At 33.7% G+C, this 17,548-nt stretch carries 14 protein-coding genes; 4 read left to right on the top strand and 10 right to left on the bottom strand.

The genetic code is table 11. From position 1 onward, the window contains the following. Positions 1–68: 68 nt before the first annotated feature. From ADU73_RS09055 to ADU73_RS09020, 8 genes are all read right to left on the bottom strand, one after another. Positions 69–923 (bottom strand): ROK family protein, encoded by an 855-nt coding sequence (locus ADU73_RS09055; protein ID WP_062913412.1) that lies wholly within the window; start codon positions 921–923, stop codon positions 69–71. A 94-nt stretch (positions 924–1,017) separates the two neighbouring features. Next, complete coding sequence (locus ADU73_RS09050; RefSeq protein ID WP_062913411.1) at positions 1,018–1,860, bottom strand: Cof-type HAD-IIB family hydrolase; 843 nt, start codon at positions 1,858–1,860, stop codon at positions 1,018–1,020. Positions 1,861–1,877: 17 nt separating this feature from the next. Next, positions 1,878–2,294: a PTS sugar transporter subunit IIA gene (locus ADU73_RS09045; protein ID WP_056986142.1), complete on the bottom strand. Its 417-nt coding sequence runs from the start codon at positions 2,292–2,294 to the stop codon at positions 1,878–1,880. A gap of 19 nt (positions 2,295–2,313) precedes the next feature. Continuing rightward, positions 2,314–3,138: a PTS system mannose/fructose/sorbose family transporter subunit IID gene (locus tag ADU73_RS09040; RefSeq protein ID WP_056986143.1), complete on the bottom strand. Its 825-nt coding sequence runs from the start codon at positions 3,136–3,138 to the stop codon at positions 2,314–2,316. Next, the gene (locus ADU73_RS09035; protein ID WP_056986144.1) at positions 3,131–3,916 is read right to left on the bottom strand and encodes a PTS mannose/fructose/sorbose/N-acetylgalactosamine transporter subunit IIC; all 786 of its coding nucleotides are present in this window, start codon (positions 3,914–3,916) and stop codon (positions 3,131–3,133) included. The genes ADU73_RS09040 and ADU73_RS09035 overlap by 8 nt, the downstream gene beginning before the upstream one ends. 12 nt (positions 3,917–3,928) lie before the next feature. Beyond that, complete coding sequence (locus ADU73_RS09030) at positions 3,929–4,414, bottom strand: PTS sugar transporter subunit IIB (RefSeq protein WP_056986145.1); 486 nt, start codon at positions 4,412–4,414, stop codon at positions 3,929–3,931. A gap of 16 nt (positions 4,415–4,430) precedes the next feature. Further along, positions 4,431–5,774 (bottom strand): family 43 glycosylhydrolase, encoded by a 1,344-nt coding sequence (locus ADU73_RS09025; protein WP_081113874.1) that lies wholly within the window; start codon positions 5,772–5,774, stop codon positions 4,431–4,433. Next, a complete protein-coding gene (locus tag ADU73_RS09020) occupies positions 5,774–8,482 on the bottom strand; it encodes an alpha-mannosidase (RefSeq protein WP_062913410.1) in 2,709 nt (902 codons plus the stop codon). The genes ADU73_RS09025 and ADU73_RS09020 overlap by 1 nt, the downstream gene beginning before the upstream one ends. 277 nt (positions 8,483–8,759) lie before the next feature. On the opposite strand from ADU73_RS09020, the gene ADU73_RS09015 reads away from it, so the two are divergent. After that, positions 8,760–9,884 carry a GntR family transcriptional regulator gene (locus tag ADU73_RS09015; RefSeq protein ID WP_056986147.1) on the top strand — a complete coding sequence of 375 codons (1,125 nt, stop codon included), beginning with the start codon at positions 8,760–8,762 and terminating at the stop codon, positions 9,882–9,884. A gap of 181 nt (positions 9,885–10,065) precedes the next feature. Here ADU73_RS09015 and ADU73_RS09010 read toward each other — a convergent pair whose 3' ends face one another. Beyond that, the gene (locus ADU73_RS09010) at positions 10,066–12,006 is read right to left on the bottom strand and encodes a PTS sucrose transporter subunit IIABC (RefSeq protein ID WP_062913409.1); all 1,941 of its coding nucleotides are present in this window, start codon (positions 12,004–12,006) and stop codon (positions 10,066–10,068) included. Positions 12,007–12,009: 3 nt separating this feature from the next. After that, entirely contained in the window at positions 12,010–13,683 is a 1,674-nt protein-coding gene (locus ADU73_RS09005) for an alpha-glucosidase (protein WP_046870595.1), read from the bottom strand. A gap of 192 nt (positions 13,684–13,875) precedes the next feature. On the opposite strand from ADU73_RS09005, the gene ADU73_RS09000 reads away from it, so the two are divergent. The 3 genes from ADU73_RS09000 to ADU73_RS08990 all read left to right on the top strand — a co-directional run bounded on the left by ADU73_RS09000 (position 13,876) and on the right by ADU73_RS08990 (position 17,525). After that, a complete protein-coding gene (locus ADU73_RS09000; RefSeq protein ID WP_046870596.1) occupies positions 13,876–15,372 on the top strand; it encodes a sucrose-6-phosphate hydrolase in 1,497 nt (498 codons plus the stop codon). Positions 15,373–15,378: 6 nt separating this feature from the next. Further along, the gene (locus tag ADU73_RS08995; protein ID WP_046870597.1) at positions 15,379–16,371 is read left to right on the top strand and encodes a LacI family DNA-binding transcriptional regulator; all 993 of its coding nucleotides are present in this window, start codon (positions 15,379–15,381) and stop codon (positions 16,369–16,371) included. Positions 16,372–16,700: 329 nt separating this feature from the next. Further along, positions 16,701–17,525: a metallophosphoesterase family protein gene (locus tag ADU73_RS08990; protein WP_056986148.1), complete on the top strand. Its 825-nt coding sequence runs from the start codon at positions 16,701–16,703 to the stop codon at positions 17,523–17,525. Positions 17,526–17,548: the final 23 nt, after the last annotated feature.

Raw genomic sequence — 17,548 nt, 5'->3', positions numbered from 1 at the left:
TAACAAAAAAGTACAATGAACAATTTGTTCGTTGTACTTTTCTAAAGAGTGTTTAAATATTTATAATTTTATTTATTTTGGGCTAACAATAATGCTCCTGTTATCCCTGCATCATCGCCTAATTTAGCATGTACCAAATACTTGTTTAATTTTGGTGTATCAACATAATGATTAAGTTGTTTCGAAAAAGACTTTCTAATTAAAGGATACAGTTGCTCCTGATTAGAAACACCACCCCCAAATATGATAATTTCTGGTGCATACAACAATGTATACGTCATTGCAGCCTGTGCTAAATAAAAAGCCTCTAAATTCCATAACGGATCATCCTTTGGAATTGCAAGTGCTTTTTGGTTAGCCCTTGCCTCCAAAGCTGGTCCAGATGCCATTCCTTCTAAACACGATTTATGGTAAGGACAATTCCCGGTATACTTGTCTTTATGCATTGGAGAAACCATAATGTGTCCCATTTCTGGATGATTCCAATTTTGGAAAACATTATTTTTATAGATAAATCCTCCGCCAATTCCTGTTCCGACGGTTAAGTATAAAGCACTACTTTTGTTGGTGGCGGCCCCCATTTTATATTCGCCATAAGTCGCCACATTTACATCTGTCGTCCAAACAATTGGAATATGAAAAATCTTTTTTAACTCTCCCAAAAAATTAAAATGTTGCCAACCTTTTTTAGGTGTTTCTTTTACATAACCATAATCTTGGGAATCCGGATTAATTCCTATCGGTCCAAATGCTCCAACTGCCATTCTGACCACTGAATATTCAGAAAAGAAAGTATTAATCTTTATGATCGTTTCATTAGGCGTTGTTGTAGCAAATTTTGTACGAGCAATAATTTGTTGATGTTCATCCGAAACTGCACAAACAAATTTTGTTCCACCAGCTTCTATTCCACCGTAATACATAATTTTTATTTTCTCCCTCAAAAAAATTCAACAAACATATGTTTAAGTCTCAGTATATCACTTCGTAATTTCTATTTATTACATAATTAGAATTTCATCCTTTGTAGTTCAAATTTGGATATACACCATCTTTCATTAAAGAGTTCAAAACAACAGCAACTCCATTTTTGTCATTACTTTTAGTAACGAACTCTGCAGCTCTTTTTATTGGCTCAATACCGTTACGCATGGCTACACCATGCCCAACATTAGATACTATTTCAAGATCATTTTCGTAATCTCCAAAGGCCATAACATCATTGATATTCCATCCAGCTGTCTTAGAAATTGTTTGTACCGCCGAGAATTTTGAAACATTCTTTGCAGTTGCTTCCAAAAATTCACTATCTGAGTGAACGACATTTATTGGTAATTGATGAAGATTTTTATTCATTTTTTTTAATAATTGTTTATTTGAAATGTGCATACCAATTTTTAACACAGACACCTTTTTTTTTGCATATAACTGTTTCATTTGTGACAACGTATTAATACGAATGTCATTTAAAGTTTCATTGTATTTATCGACTCTTTCAAAATTGTTTCCAGGATCAAAATTAATCCATTTGTCCTGTGTTGAAAAATTAACTGCTATCTTATTCTTTTCAGCCAATGTAACAACTTTAAAGACATCCTGAGAGTTCAATAAACTTTTTTTTATTATTGTTCCAGTTGGAGAAACAACTATTACCCCATTAAAACAGATTTTATAAGTTGGAATATGCAAATTTCTTATTGTAAAATTCTTTAACGATTCCTCAGGTCGTCCAGACGCAAGTATTACTTGTACATTGAATTTATCCAAATCCTGAACTGCACGAATATTTTCTTCTGAAATTGTTCCATTAGATGTTAGCAAGGTTCCATCCAAATCTAAGCACACTGCCGCAATGTTCATTATGAAACCCTCCAACTTTATTCGTCATCATCATCTAACGCGGGTTTATAGTCATTCATAAACTTAATTTGTTCCTGAGCTTCGCTTATTAACTTTCGAATGTTTTCATCAGTTAACACCCGATTTTGTGGATACAAACTGACCGCCATAAGTAACGGTAAACTCATTCCTGTGATAAGCTTGACTCCTTTATCTTTCACATAAGGAAATATAGACTGATTTACACTGCCTGACATGATATCTGTAAAAACAATGATTTCATCTTTTTTTTCATCAAACTTATTTAACAATGCTTTGACCTCATCATCAATAGGTTTATTACTTTTGTAAGCACAGAGAGTATAAATGTTTTTCGAGGATATTCCAAGAAATTGCAAAGTGTCGCTCATTCCATTCGCTAGTTCGCCATGAGATGCAATTATAATTTGTCGCATTTAAAATAATTCTCCTTTTTTATTTTGGCACTGTTAAAATTCCAAAAAATGAACAAACAAGTGCAAATACAATTACTAAGAAAATACATTTTGTTGGTGTCCATTTTTTATTATTCAGCAACTTGTAGATGATAAAAGTTGCAACAACAGGTAACAAGGCAGGCATAATTTGGTCTAACATACCAGATTGAATATTTGTTGAAACTTTTCCAGTTTTCATTGTTAATCCAGTTTGTATTTTAATAACTGTTGGTATTAAAGAACCAACAACTGTTACACCTAAAACCGATGCAGCGTCTGTAAGCCGACTTAACTGATCACCAAATTTATCAACAATCGCGATACCTGAATTATATCCACCCCAAAACAACGGACGCTTAACTCCAAAAAGCATAATCATAGCCCATACAAATCCGATTAAAACTGGAGCAACTAGATTACCAGATAAAGCTAAAGATCCTGTAATTGATCCAATAATAGTATTCAACATTACATTAAATATAGAATCACCAATCCCCGCAAACGGCCCCATTAATGAAGTTTTTAGGGACTGAACTGGTTCAAGCGCCTTAATTCCATTTTTTTCTTCCATGGCCAGAGATGCACCAATCAATGACTCTGCCATAATAGGGGTTGTATTGAAATATTTGTATTGGTTCTTCAAAGAAGCCTTGTAATCATCATCATTTTTATAAATTTTGCGCAACGCCGGACTTAACGCATAAACTAAGGAAGGCGCTTCTATTGATGCGTAATTAAAAAGACTATTCCCAACAATTGTATACCTCCAAAAAACTTTTTCTTTATCTTTTTTTGAAAGTTTAAATGTCTGATTATCACTCATCATAATCATCTCCTTGATCTTTAGCACTTGCTTGGCTTGCCACGTTATTTGCTGTACTTGCCTTTTTACTGTCTAAAAATACTTTGAAAGCAAATGCCGCACCCAAAAGTGAAACTGCCAAAACTGGTAACTTTAAGTAAGCTGCCGCCACAAAGCCAATGATAAGATAATTCATATATCTATTCAGTGGCATGTAATGCATTAAAATGGCAATTCCGACGACTGGTAACATAGCCCCAGCTATAGATAACCCGTTCATAAACCACGTTGGAATTACTGACAGAATGGACTTAACAACAGCTGTTCCCAAGAAGGCAACAATTCCAACCGGAATTGCAATTGCAAGTCCATATAAAACTGGGCCAATGTACAAGAAACGATTCATCTTTGTAAATTCCTTTTTATCAGCCAAATGTTCCGCATGAGATGCCACAAAGTTCATTAAAGTTTTAACAAGAATATCTAATTGAATCGCTAATAATCCAACTGGAATTCCAATTGCAATTGCTGTATTCAGCCCTGATCCTGAACGAATTGCAATATATGATCCAATCAACCCCGCTAAACCATAATTTGGTACTGATGCTCCACCAATTGATACAGCACCCAAACCCATTAAAGTAAACGTTCCACTGATTGTAATTGCTTCGGTCCAATTTCCAGTAATTGCTCCAACAACCAGAGGTGTTAATACATTAACAACTTGAAATCCAACTGTATCAATTCCCCAAATAAATGCAAAAACAGTGATTAAAATATTCTGTAAAATTATTGGCATTATCTTCACTCCCTATTTAATTAATTTATAATATTTTTCAATTGGTTCTTCTGTATCTCTGGGTACGTACTGCAAAACAACTGGTACATTTCTTTTTTGAATTTCTTTTAACTGATGCTCATCTCTTTTTCCAAGAGCGACATAGCTCGAAACTTTTGTTTTATCTGTATCCATAAATATAATTCCAACATCCACTTTAGGAATTTGTATTCCTGCATCGATTAAGTTAATAATCACTGCAGGATCCTTGACCAAAACGAAGACTCGTTGCGAATCATATTGACCTTTTTTAAAATGATCAATAGCGGTTTTAGTATCAATGATGGACATTCCAGTTCCTGCTGGTTTTGCCATTCTCATAGTATTCTTTTTAGTTTGGTCCTTGCTAATTTCATCATCAATAATCATAAAACGTTTTGGATTCAGGCTTGCATACCAATCTGTCACAACAACTCCGTGTACTAAACGTGAATCAATTCTTGCTAATACAACAGGCATAATTCATCCTTCCTTTCTATCTTTCCTTAACTTGAGCTACAGAAATTCCCTCTAATGATAACTCGCCAGCGCCCCCAGTAAGAATCACAGTATTATTCTCTCCAGGTTTTATTTGTATAGTGATTGTTGAGTAACCATCAAAGGTATGTCCACTACCTGTATAGGGACAATTGACTAGTGACCAATCTTTACCATTCACAGTAAGTCTCAATTTTGAGAGATTAGTGGCAGTTCCATAATAAATACCCAAAGCAACACGTCCGTTTTCAAATCCATTTACTTTTCTAAAACAAATTGAAGATCCGAAATGATCAAATCCAGTAACAATATTTTGGAATGGCGAACGCTTTTCTTTTGTTAATTTCAAGTCAATCAAGTTATTATTATCTTTCACTGAATACTGTTGAAAATTTAGTGGCTTTTCAAATCCATTTTCTTCTAAAGGCAATGTTCCGTTCCTCGTTTGAATTACCATTTGGATTGTACCGTCTTTATTAAATTGTAGATGGTCACAACAAATCGAGCGCAATTCGTTTAAATTTGAAATTGCATTGTTATGATAGAATGCATACCATTCTCCTTTGTACTCAACAACAGAACCATGAGTTGTTTCACATCCAACCGGTAGCATATAATATCCTTGATATTTCCATGGACCTAATGGCGTTGTACTAGTTGCATAACACATGTGATTTGCACCACTATGATTATCTGAATAAGTGAAATAGTAAATGCCCTGTCGCTTAAAAATCCAGGCAGCCTCATGAAAATCTCTAAGCCCCTCAACTGTTTGCATCGGTTTCGCCAATGAAACCATATCTTCGTTCATTTTTCCTTGATATGCATGTGCACCCCCACCATAATAAATGTAAGCTTGACCGTCTTCATCAATAAACACAGACGGATCAATTAATGCATGACCACCTAGTCCTTCTATAGTTCCTATATCTTCAAAATTAGAGGCTGGATGCTTACTAACCGCAACTCCAACTTTCCAATTATCATTCCAGGGAGCCGAACTTGGATGAGGATAATAAAAATAATATTTACCATTCTTATATGCAGCATCGGGCGCCCACATAAATCCATCAATTCCCCAGTCTACCTGTTCAGAACTAAATATTTCGCCCTCATCTACCCAGTTAACCATGTCAGTAGTAGAGAACACATGATAATGGTCCATGTAATCCATTGTCAGGTTACTTCCTGATTTATCAATATCTCTAGATGCATATACATAAAGACGACCGTCTTTCCAAACATGTGCCGCAGGATCTGCTCCAAATAGAGAAGTAATAAAAGGGTTCTGCATATAGTTTTTCTTTTGGCGTTTAATTAATTCATTAACAAGCCTGCTCATTATTTTTTCCTCCAAACACTGGTGTGTATCTCATATGGTTGTAACTTAAGATTGGCTGTTTCTCTGTCAAACTGCTTTTCTAATATATTGCTTTTATATGGTACATAACCTCCTATAACAAATCCTTTGTGGCTTTCGTGGTTAGTCAGATTATACTGTCTGGTTATCACATTGTTGCCATCCTCTTGTAATTTTATAGCTGTTATTTTGATTTCTTTAGATGGCACATTAACAAAACAACCACTTGTTTCTATCTTACCATCGTTCCACTCATCCTTAATAATTGTAAATGGTACTTGTGCAGCAAATGCATCATGAAATGTTTGTAATCTTGACTCTTCGTTCGAACCATGAAATGCAATTCCTAAGTCTACAACACTTTGGCCTAGGCATTGAGCACCAGGAGTTGGAAAGTATCCCCAATCGCCCATTTCTCCAATACTTCTTAAAAGAGTTATAGCAATTTGTTTACCAGTATTGTCTACTTCATATTCATTTAGTCCAAAGTTTGAAATTGTAACTCCCACTTTTTTGTCATGAACATTTACAAAACTATGTGTATGTTGAGGATTCTCTGGATTCTTCCACTTATCACTAACGCTATTCGGCCGTTTAACAACTTCAAATATACTATCTGCATAATGTTCTTTTGTTTGAAGGCCAGTTGAAAATAACGCTCTAACTCGATGATCCATAGAATTATTATCAAAGCTTGTACGAATTCCAATTCTTCTACTGCCTTTTTCCAGAGTAACTTCAGTTTGAATCGTAAAATCAGTGAATCGCCCTGATCTTTGCGCAGTACGAAGACGGTAATCGAGATGCTCCTCTTGCTCCTCTTTTAATTTCTTGTTCATTGAAACTGGTATTCTCATTTTTACTTTAATTTCAACCTTACCTACAAAACTGTTGTTTTCTTTAATAACGATTTTGTTTGGAAAATCACTAGAAAATATTGGTCGTGAGTTTTTTGGTGCTCGATAAACATATTCATTTCCAAGGTCACCAGTATCTTCATAACATAATTGATCTTTAAATAAATGCCCTGTCTGTTTATCAGTAACGCTTAATGTACCATTTTTGGAAAATTTAATTGCTAAAAATTCATTTTCTAAAATGCCATCGTGAATCATTGAGTTCTTCTGCAAAACTTTTGAATCAATATTAAGTGGCACTAACTTAAAAGTTTTCCACGAAACTGGTTTCATGTTTTCCATCAATATTTTTACGTGGATCACCTTTTCTATATATGCCCGTCGAAACTTATCTTTTGGCAAATCAAAATTAAATTTGACTTTGCTATCTAGCACCTCTGCGGGAATAGTTTTATTTTGATCATCATATACAGTATATTTGGGAGTATTCTCGTTCTTAAGTGCCTGATATATTTTTTCAGAACTATCCTTGTTGGGATTAAACTTAATTTTTTTAATTGGAATTTCAGCGATCACGGTACCCGTTTTGTTTGAGGTTCCAGTGTTAAAAACTGTAAACGGAATTTCACCTAAATTATGGGGAATTTTGTTTGTATTTAATTGACCTTTTATTTTGTTAAGAGCAGCATCAGCAACAAATTTGCCTACCTGATTTGACTTTTTAAACCGAGTTATCATCTCATCAGCTACATCATCCACAGAACAAGCACATATACTGTCATGCGGATGATTTTGCATTAACCACTTCCAAGCATATCTTAATTGATCATGCGGATATTCAAAATCAGTTTTTTGTGAAGCAATTGTTGCTAAAGGTTCTGCAATGTTTTCAAGCTGTTTAGAAACTTTTGTGTTCCACTGTTTAAGATAGATTCTATTGGATGCAGTATTAGCTAACGTTGTCCACCCATTAGTTTCCTGTGATGTTAATTCACCATCAATCTCATCTATTTTTTTTGGAAGATCTTTTTTAAGTTGTTCTATATACATATCATAATTTCCATGAATGAACTCAATATCTGGATATAATTCATTGGCCGTTCTTATAGCCTTAGATAGATCCATTTGCACTGGCTCATGATCACTCCCATTCAGGAATAACAAATCATCTGTAGAAGCGGATTTCTCAGCATCTGTTAGCTTTTTATCCCAAAAAGCTTTCGCCTTAATAGGATCCGTTGGAATTTCTTTACCATTGTCATACCAATTAGCAAATAGGATTCCTAACACAGATGAATTATCAGGCCCAACCCATTTCATCTCTGAAAATTCAGTGGAAAAGTTATCTTCTGGTGATGTAGAATTTGAGAAACCAGTCGGCTTAACTCCTCTCCCAAACATAGCTGTATCTAATCCAACTTGCTTAAGCATTTGCGGTGCTTGGCCCATATTACCAAAAGTATCAGGAAAATAGCCAACATGTACCATATGTTTGCCCCATGACTTCGAGTCACGATGTCCGATCAACATATCACGTGCATTAGATTCACTGCTAGTTAAAAATGCATCTTGTAAAATATAAAACGGCCCAATTTGTAACTTTCCTTGGTTAATTAGATTTTGAATAATTTCACGATTTTCTGGTCTAACCTGCAAATAATCATCTAAGATAATAGTTTGTCCATCAAGATGAAAATATTTATACTCTGGATCTGTCTTAAACAATTTAATAAGATTATCAATAAGTTCAATTAATCTCATGTGGTGTTGCTCAAATGGCATGTACCATTCTCTATCCCAATGACTGTGTGGAACAATATATACACGTTTCATAAAACTTTCCTCCTCTATTTATAAATCGCTTACATATATAAAGTACCACCTTTTATATTATTTGTCTATATGTATTTAATATTTATTTTGTCATGCATTTATATATAATAAATGTACATACTTGTACGGCACGTACTTTTCCAATTTTTTTCGAATTTTTTTATAAAATTCGAATAGCACTGTTATAATTAAGTTCAGTTTTAATTTAGTGAATATCTTTTAACATATGTTATAATAATCGTACATTAAATAATTTGTTTCAGAAATCAGGTAGCCAATGGAAGATAAAACACAAACAACATTATATGGAAAAATCGAGCAAGAATTGGAATTAAAAATCACTAACAAAGATTTAAGGGGAGGTGATAAATTACCAACAGAATCTGAGCTTATGGCACAATTTGGTGTCAGCCGCATGACGGTAAGAAAAGCCTTGGATATACTGGTAAATAAAAAGTTAATTGAACGTTTCCCAGGAAAAGGCTCTTTCGTTCTTAGCACAAACAAGCCTAAAATAATCAATCGTAAAAAAAGTGAAATTATTACTATTGGAGCAATATTTCCAAAACTTGCACCATCTTTCGGAACCGAAATTCTTTCTACTTTAAGTAGTATCACTAATGAAAATAATGTAAACTTCCTTTATGCTGAAACTAAAGACAATTCTTTTGAAGACGAATCACGGGCTATTCAGCGAATGCGACAATATGCAAATGGATTAATTATTTGGCCAATTCCAGGAAAGGTAATTGGCACAGAAATACTTAAATTGATTATCGATGAATATCCAGTAGTTCTGCTTGATCGTTATATTCAAGATGTTAACGCCAGCTATATTGTAACTAATAACAAAAAGGCCACTCAAGAAGCTTTAGAGTATCTAGTAAAGCTTGGTCATCGACATATTTGTATTGTTCCAAAACAAAATGCATCTGATTCTTCAATTCAGGATCGAGTAACGCACGCAAAAACATTTTTAAATAATTTTCCGAAAAATGTAACCTCTATTTTATATACTCAAGGAATTAATTATGAACAACGCCAAGAACTTCTTACTAAAAAGGAAATACTTAAAACAAAAGTAATTGCTCTATTAAAAAAAGACCCTCAAATCACCGCATTTTTCGTAACAGAGTACTATCCTGCAACAATTCTTTATCAAGTTTTAATCGAACTGAATTATAAAATTCCAAATGATTTTTCAATTATTTGTTATGACTCACCACATTTTTATAATGAGTCAGTCGTACATTTTACACATGTTCAACAAAATGAAAAACAAATTGCTGAAGATAGTTTCAAAATGCTTGATGCATTAATTAATAAAAAAAATGAGTCCATACAAAAACTAGAAAACGCTGATCTCATAATTGGTGACACAACGGCAATACCCAGAAACTAATTATCTACTGAGCATTTCATGCTTATATTATAAAAAATGTAACGAACTTTAGTGCATGTCAGATGCAACTGAAAAAAGAGCTAGAAATTTAAAATTTCTAGCTCTTTTTATCTCCAAATTTAATTAGTATATAAACCGCAAATTCAACTTAAAGAAGTATGATTCATTTTACATTCAGCTGTTATTGTCCATTCATTGTAGCAATTCCTATTTCAGGATAATCCTTTTCGTCAAGATTAATAGCTTCAAGTTTCCAATCACTAACCACATCATTCATATTAGTCATCACCACCATAACTGTTGCATCTTTACCATCTGCTTTAACTTCTTTTACGTTCATTTTGGCAATCTTTTGACCAATATGAACACTATCGCCAACTTTCACTTTTATATCAAAAGGCTTACCTTTTAAAGAAACTGTGTCAATTCCCATATGAACAAGAATTTCTAACCCACTCTTAGTAGTAATACCAACAGCATGTTTTGTTTCAGCAATCATAGTAATTTTTCCACTTACAGGACTCATAATTTCATCATTTGTTGGTTCAACCGCAAATCCATCACCCATTAATTTTTGAGAAAACACCGGATCGTTCGTTTCATTTAAACTTATAACTTTTCCCACAACCGGCGCAAATAATGCAGTTGTTCCAATTTGGTTATCATTTATAGTCATTGAAGGTTTATCCTCTTCATGAATAGACCTTTGTCGATCATCTTTTGGAATAGCAAATGTATTTGTCGCCAAGAAAGCTACGATGAAAGTACCGATACCAACTAATACATACACTATTAATTGATGTGCCGAATAAATATACATTAAAGGAGATAATGCCACGGCAAGACCATATGAATTTGCTTGAATATGAAGTAGAGATAAAATACCTCCTCCTAATCCAGAACATAATACCATCACCAAAAGTGCCGGTAACCCAGCCCGTAAAACAACACCGAATAAGGCAGGCTCGCTTACTCCTAATATTTGAGTTGCTGTTGCACTAATACCAGCTGACCTTTGAGATGCTTTACAACTATGTAACGCCAAAGCCAAACAAACAGCAGCATTTGCAAATCCATACATTGCTTCTACTGTAATCATTGGATTAAAATGAGTTGCTGCCAGTAAAGAGGTTTCAACAACAATTGACATTTGATGAAGGCCTGTCATCACACACAATGGATACAGAACACCTATCAAAAATCCACCAATTCCAAATGGTAGATATAGGAAAGCACGAATTGCATGTACCAATCCCTGTTCAATAAGATGAACAATGGGTCCAAAACCCAAGAATGCTAGTGTCAACATAACAAGCACTACAACAAAGGGTGTAAAAATTAAATCCATCGAATTTGGCATAACTCTTCTTAATCTTTTTTCTAATTTTGCTCCAATAATACCTGTAAATAGAGCAGTTAGCACGCTACCTTGATAACCCTCAATTGGAATTATATTAAAAAGCATAATAGGCTTAATAGCTCCACTTGCCACATCATATGCATTGGGAAGTGATGGGGATACTAACATTAACCCAATAAGGAATCCAATAACTGGCGTTCCACCAAACTTTTTAAACGCCGACCAGCAGATAAAAGCTGGAAGAAAATTAAACGCAGTTCCAGTCAAAACAGTCAAAAGAGTTGTCACTGAATTAGGAATCATTTTGGGTGTCATTCCAATCCAACTTAATACGATTGGATTATACATTACACCCTTTAATCCAAGGAATAACCCAGTGGCACCCAAAATAGGTACAATTGGTAAATATACATCACTCAGAATCCTAATTCCTCGTTTTAGCTTATCTATCCATGAGCCACCTGTATTCGTAGTTTCCTCATTTTTACTGTCCTCAGTACCATCTTTGTTTACCCCAGAGACCTGGTCAAAAACCTTATTAACTATACCGGTACCCAGTATAATTTGATACTGTCCTCCAGTGTAAAACACACCCTTTACTTCATCTACGTCTTGAATTGCATCATCATCAATTGCGTTCCTGTTTTTCACAACAATTCTAAGCCGAGTAACACAATGTGTAATTGATTCTATATTATCTTTTCCTACAATGTTTATTAATTGATCGGCAATTTTTTTATATTTGCTCGTTTCATTCTTCATAATTCATCTTTCCTCCTTTAATAAAACTGTCTGATACGGTTTTAACTTTAATTTTTGATTTTCTAAATTTAAACTAGGATAATTATTCAATAAAACTTTTGCTTTAAAAGAAATCTTTATACTTATGGATGAAGATGACAAGTTCGTGTAACTATAAAAATGTTGCTTGCTCCCCCGTACATACCCAATAACTTCGTTTGGTATTTCAGTAAGCTCATGAATATCACCATAAACTAGTTCTTCACTGTTCTCTGAACTGTTTCTCAGTTGAATCATTTTTTTATAAAAATTCAAAACCGAATCTTTCTGTGCAGATTCTTCTTCACAATTAAGATCTTGATAACCTTCAGTAAGTGACAACCACGGATTTGCTTCTGAAAAACCAGCATTTTTTAAAATGTTCCATGGAAACGGAGTACGAGTATTATCTCTGCTTCGCAAGTTTACAAATTGAAGCGCCTGAACATGATCAAACCCTTCTTTAACTGCCCGCCGATAATTATCAACACTTGAAACATCATCAAATTCTTTAATACTGCTTCTAGTAAAATTATGCATACCTAATTCTTGCCCTTGATAGATAAATGGTGTTCCTCTCAAAAAAAAGTACATAGCTGCCAAAGCTTTTGCACCAATTGCATTTTGATATTTAGGATCTTGAATGTATTTTGAAAGTGCCCGCGGTTGATCATGGTTCTCAATAAAATTAGCTCCCCATCCTGCTAACTGTAAGGCATCTTGACTTCTAAATAATAACCTTTTAAAATCCTTAACTGTCCAATCCGTTCGTTTCCACCATTCACTCCCACTTTCGACATCAATATCTGCATAGTGAAAATCAAATATCATTGAAAAATAGCCATTATCACCAATAAAATCATCAAGCTGAGAATATTTCACTCCAGGTGCTTCACCAACAGTAATACAATTATGTTTTGAAAAAGTTTTTTTATTTAATTCTTTTAAAAAAATATCTAATCCAGGTTGGTTACGGGTTCCCTTTGTACAAGAAACCAATCCATCATTTCCATCACTTGGAAACGATTTAAAGCTTTGATTCTTTTTCAAAAACGTTATTGAATCTAGTCGAAAGCCGGAGATTCCTCTATTCAGCCACCAATTGACTATATTATAAATTTCGTTTCTCAATTCTGGGGTTTCCCAATTTAAATCCGGTTGTTTTTTATGAAAAGAATGAAAATAAAATGTATTTTCACCAGGGACCGGCTCCCAGACGCTGCCTCCGAACAACGATCGCCAATTATTAGGCCTATTGCCATTTTGTGAAGATTTAAAAATATAATAGTCTCGATATTTACTATTTGGATACTTCAAAGCTTTTTTAAACCATTCATGTTCATCCGACGTATGATTAATAACTAAATCGAGCATTACTTTGATGTTCAATTGCTTAGCAGTTGCAATTAATTTGTCAAGATCGCTTAGCGTACCAAACATTGGATTGATTTCTTCAAAACTAGAAATATCGTACCCGTTATCAACCATTGGAGACTTAAATATAGGGCAAATCCAGATCATAGTAACTCCTAAATTAGAAAGATATTTTAGTTTTTCTGTAATACCATTAATGTCACCATTGCCATCTGAATTTGAATCTTTAAAACTTCTTGGATAGATTTGATAAACAACTTCTTTTTGCCACCATTTTTTCTCCATTGAATTCTCCTTCGTTGTTTTTAATTGAAAACGTTTTACAAATCTAGTATACAAAGTTTTTAAAAATTGTCAAACGTTTATCAAAACTTTATTTATAATTATGTTATACTCATGTTATACTCATGTTATACTCATGTTATAAGCATGTAATCGTATGCTTTACGCTTATCATAAAAGCAAAGGAGTCATACTATGATTAATACATGGACCACAGATTTAAGATATAAACCATATCGTAATTGGAAAAAATCTTATGTACATAGTTTAGCAAAAAGCGTGCATTATTCTTTTTGGCGAACAGATTATCATATTCAACCAGCAACTGGCCTTCTTAATGACCCAAATGGATTTTCTTATTTTAACGGAAAATGGCAGCTATTTTATCAATCTTATCCATTTGGACCAGTTCACGGATTAAAATCATGGTTTCATATTGAGTCCAAAGACCTTGTTCACTGGAAAAATATCGGTCCTGCCCTATTGCCTGACTCCAAATTTGATTCACAGGGCGTTTACTCAGGATCTGCTTTACCCGTTAAAAATAGTTTGTTTATTATGTATACAGGAAATACTAGGGATACTAATTGGCGTCGCCACTCATATCAAAATGGCGCGTGGTTAGATCCTAACAATAAAATTACAAAACTACCTAATCCTCTAATTTCAAATGTACCGTCTAATTACACAAATGAATTTCGAGATCCACAAATTACTAAAACGAAAACTGGATACATGGCTATTATTGGTGGCCAAAATATAAATTTACAAGGAAAAATTTTATTATTCACATCTGCAGATCTAAAAATTTGGAAATTTCAAGATGAATTACATTTTTCAAATAAAATCTTGGGCTGTATGATTGAATGTCCCAATTTAATTTTCATTGGTAAAAAGCCTGTTCTAATTTTTTGCCCACAAAAATTAGAGAAAAACATTTTAAATTATAAAAATATCTATCCAAACACCTATATTACTGGAAATCGTTTTGACAAAAAAGAAGCTACAATTGATCAACCAACCTCACTTAAAAACTTGGATGATGGATTTGACATTTACGCAACACAAGCTTTTAACGCGCCTGATGGTCGAGCTCTTGCAATTAGTTGGGTTGGTTTGCCAGACATTAGCTACCCAACCGACAAAGATGGGTGGGCAAATTGTCTGAGCCTTGTTAAAGAACTTACATTAAAGCATGACCATCTGTATCAATATCCAGTTAAAGAAACACAATCTTTACGTAAAATGCCTACTTTTAAAAATATTACTATTTTCAACACAAATACAATCCTATTTAAAAATACATCTAATTCATATGAACTCGAAGTTGACGTTCCCCAAAATACAAATGGTGATTTAAATATTATGGCGGACTCATCAAACAAATATTCTGTAAAAATTAGTTTTAACACTATCAAGGGCACGGTAATCGTAGATCGAGCCAAATCAGGCATTTGCTTTGCAGAAAAGTATGGTTTTAAGCGTACAAGCATCCTACCTGCTCACAAACCTCTGACACTAAATGTATTCGTGGATAAATCAATTATTGAAATATATTTGAATAAGGGTTATAAAGTAGTTACACTTAGGGTTTTCCCAAATAAATTTCAAAATCAAATTAATGTTTCTACAAAAAGGGCCCTTAGTATTAAAAGCTGTCTTTGGAATTTGACGCAAGTAAATAAGGAATGATGAAACGTGACAAAATTATCTGACGTTGCAAAAAAAGCAGGTGTTTCCTCTACTACCGTATCCAGAGTTATTAATAATTATGGATCTCTGAGTGAAAAAACCCGTGCAAAAGTTTTTTCAGCGATGAAAGAACTAAATTATCAACCAAACTCTTTAGCCAGATCTTTACAAGGTAAAAAAACTCAATTAGTTGGCGTAATTTTTCCGTCTGTGACCAATCCATTTTATGCAGAGTTAATTGAGGATCTTGAAAATAAGCTTTTTGGTGCAGACTATAAAATAATATTATGTAATTCTGCTAATAACTCTGAAAAAGAACGATCTTATTTAAGAATGCTTCAGGCCAATCAAGTTGATGGCATTATTGCTGGCACACATAACACAAATATTGAAGAGTACAAAACCTTGGATCTTCCTGTAGTTTCCTTTGATAGGCATTTATCAGAAAACATCCCTATTATTAGCAGTGACAACTATCAGGGAGCACAGCTAGCAACAAAGGAACTAATCGCAAATGGAGCCAACCAAATTTACTTTGTCGGTAACGTCAATGTAAGCCCTAATGAAAATCCAACTGATCTTCGAGTACAGGGATTTGAAGACACTTTAAAACAGCACAAATTGGAAAGCCACTATTTTAGTGTTAAAACTGACAATTCTGTGGCAATTAAAAAAATGTTAATTCGTGATTTTCTAAATAATCATAAAGTGGACGGTATTTTTGCATCAGATGATTCTACTGCTCTATTAATTATTAACATTGCAAAAGAATTGAACATTGATATACCTAAGCAATTAAGAGTTATTGGCTTTGATGGAACAAAATTTATTCAAAATTATTTTCCTGAACTATCTACAATTTCACAACCAATCAGTGATATTGCTGACTTACTGATTTCTACTTTAGAATTAAGAATCAACGATAAGAAAAATTATCATAACGTAACTCTTGCATTACCTAACAAACTAATTCGTTCCAGTACTACAGCAAGCATATGATGAATCTAGCAACAAATCAAAAAATTAATAGTCTAGCTGTTTCACCAAGTTTTTGAAAAAATTTAAACATTAAGTATCTATTTGATAAATTCAAAAAGCTCTAAACATCATAAGCATAGTTCCCACTGCATATATCGTTTAGAACCTTTTTATTTTTAGGGTTTAAAAGATAAATTTTTCTAAATTGTCAAAACAAGTCCGAACTTGCTGAATTTCCTGCTACTTAAGTAGTTCCGGATCCTACGAGTTTTGTCGTCAATACCATTTCGGCATGTTTTACAACACTATCCAAATTAAAAACTCCAATTAATAGAAAGAAGATTATAACCATGACAAGTATTGTTCATCCAAATACTGTTACCATTGCCGTCAGTGACATTCATGGTAATCTTGCTGTTTTTACCAAACTTAATGAACTGATTACCAAATACCCTGAAGCAAATCTTATTTTTATGGGCGATTATGTAGATGGTCACAAGCAAGGTTATCTGGTTCTCCAAAAAATTAGAACATATCAACAAACTCGTCCTAACCAAACTATCGTTCTAAAAGGTAATCATGAACAAATGCTATTGGACTACATGGCCAATCCGCAAGATCAGCTTTGGCTAGGAAACGGTGGCAAAGCTACCCTTAAAAAATGGATATATGAGCTGACCAGTCGGGGATATTCTATCGAAAGAGATCGTCTATTGGTAAAGGAAAAAAACATGGATATGCTAAATTGGATTGACTCTTTGCCAATTGACTATACACTTGATAACTTATACTTTGTCCATGCTGGCCTCGATTGGACTCGGCCAAATCCATTTATGACCTCTATTGAAGACAAGCTGTGGATTCGTGAGGAATATATTTATAAATCACCGTATAATACCAATATTTTTGCCCATAACTTTACAGATAAAACAATTATTACGGGTCACACACCAACCGTTTTAATTTATGGAAATTATGAAGATAATAGTAGGCCAGTCTTCTCAAACAATTTTGCTGACCAAACTATGCCGTGTCCCATCAAAAAAATTCAATATTCTAATGAGCAGGCTCGCTACTTTATTGATGGTGGTAATCATGTCGGTGATTCTCGAATTGGTAATATTGCAGTTTTTGATCAAACTAATGGTGAATTGATTGATAGTTATCAGGATTAATTAAGTACTAACGCAATAAGAAA

Source organism: Pediococcus damnosus (assembly GCF_001611155.1).
GTDB classification, from domain to species: Bacteria; Bacillota; Bacilli; order Lactobacillales; family Lactobacillaceae; genus Pediococcus; species Pediococcus damnosus.
Note: the sequence above shows the minus strand (reverse complement) of the source record. Positions and strands in the feature narration are given on the sequence as shown.

What these genes read in the sequence shown, in the direction of transcription:
- ADU73_RS08990 (WP_056986148.1), top strand. Translation starts at nt 16,701, where the DNA reads ATGACAAGTATTGTTCATCCAAATACTGTTACCATTGCCGTCAGTGAC.
- ADU73_RS09005 (WP_046870595.1), bottom strand. Translation starts at nt 13,683, where the DNA reads ATGGAGAAAAAATGGTGGCAAAAAGAAGTTGTTTATCAAATCTATCCA.
- ADU73_RS09040 (WP_056986143.1), bottom strand. Translation starts at nt 3,138, where the DNA reads ATGAGTGATAATCAGACATTTAAACTTTCAAAAAAAGATAAAGAAAAA.
- ADU73_RS09010 (WP_062913409.1), bottom strand. Translation starts at nt 12,006, where the DNA reads ATGAAGAATGAAACGAGCAAATATAAAAAAATTGCCGATCAATTAATA.
- ADU73_RS09055 (WP_062913412.1), bottom strand. Translation starts at nt 923, where the DNA reads ATGTATTACGGTGGAATAGAAGCTGGTGGAACAAAATTTGTTTGTGCA.
- ADU73_RS09050 (WP_062913411.1), bottom strand. Translation starts at nt 1,860, where the DNA reads ATGAACATTGCGGCAGTGTGCTTAGATTTGGATGGAACCTTGCTAACA.
- ADU73_RS09020 (WP_062913410.1), bottom strand. Translation starts at nt 8,482, where the DNA reads ATGAAACGTGTATATATTGTTCCACACAGTCATTGGGATAGAGAATGG.
- ADU73_RS09045 (WP_056986142.1), bottom strand. Translation starts at nt 2,294, where the DNA reads ATGCGACAAATTATAATTGCATCTCATGGCGAACTAGCGAATGGAATG.
- ADU73_RS09030 (WP_056986145.1), bottom strand. Translation starts at nt 4,414, where the DNA reads ATGCCTGTTGTATTAGCAAGAATTGATTCACGTTTAGTACACGGAGTT.
- ADU73_RS09015 (WP_056986147.1), top strand. Translation starts at nt 8,760, where the DNA reads ATGGAAGATAAAACACAAACAACATTATATGGAAAAATCGAGCAAGAA.
- ADU73_RS09000 (WP_046870596.1), top strand. Translation starts at nt 13,876, where the DNA reads ATGATTAATACATGGACCACAGATTTAAGATATAAACCATATCGTAAT.
- ADU73_RS09035 (WP_056986144.1), bottom strand. Translation starts at nt 3,916, where the DNA reads ATGCCAATAATTTTACAGAATATTTTAATCACTGTTTTTGCATTTATT.
- ADU73_RS09025 (WP_081113874.1), bottom strand. Translation starts at nt 5,774, where the DNA reads ATGAGCAGGCTTGTTAATGAATTAATTAAACGCCAAAAGAAAAACTAT.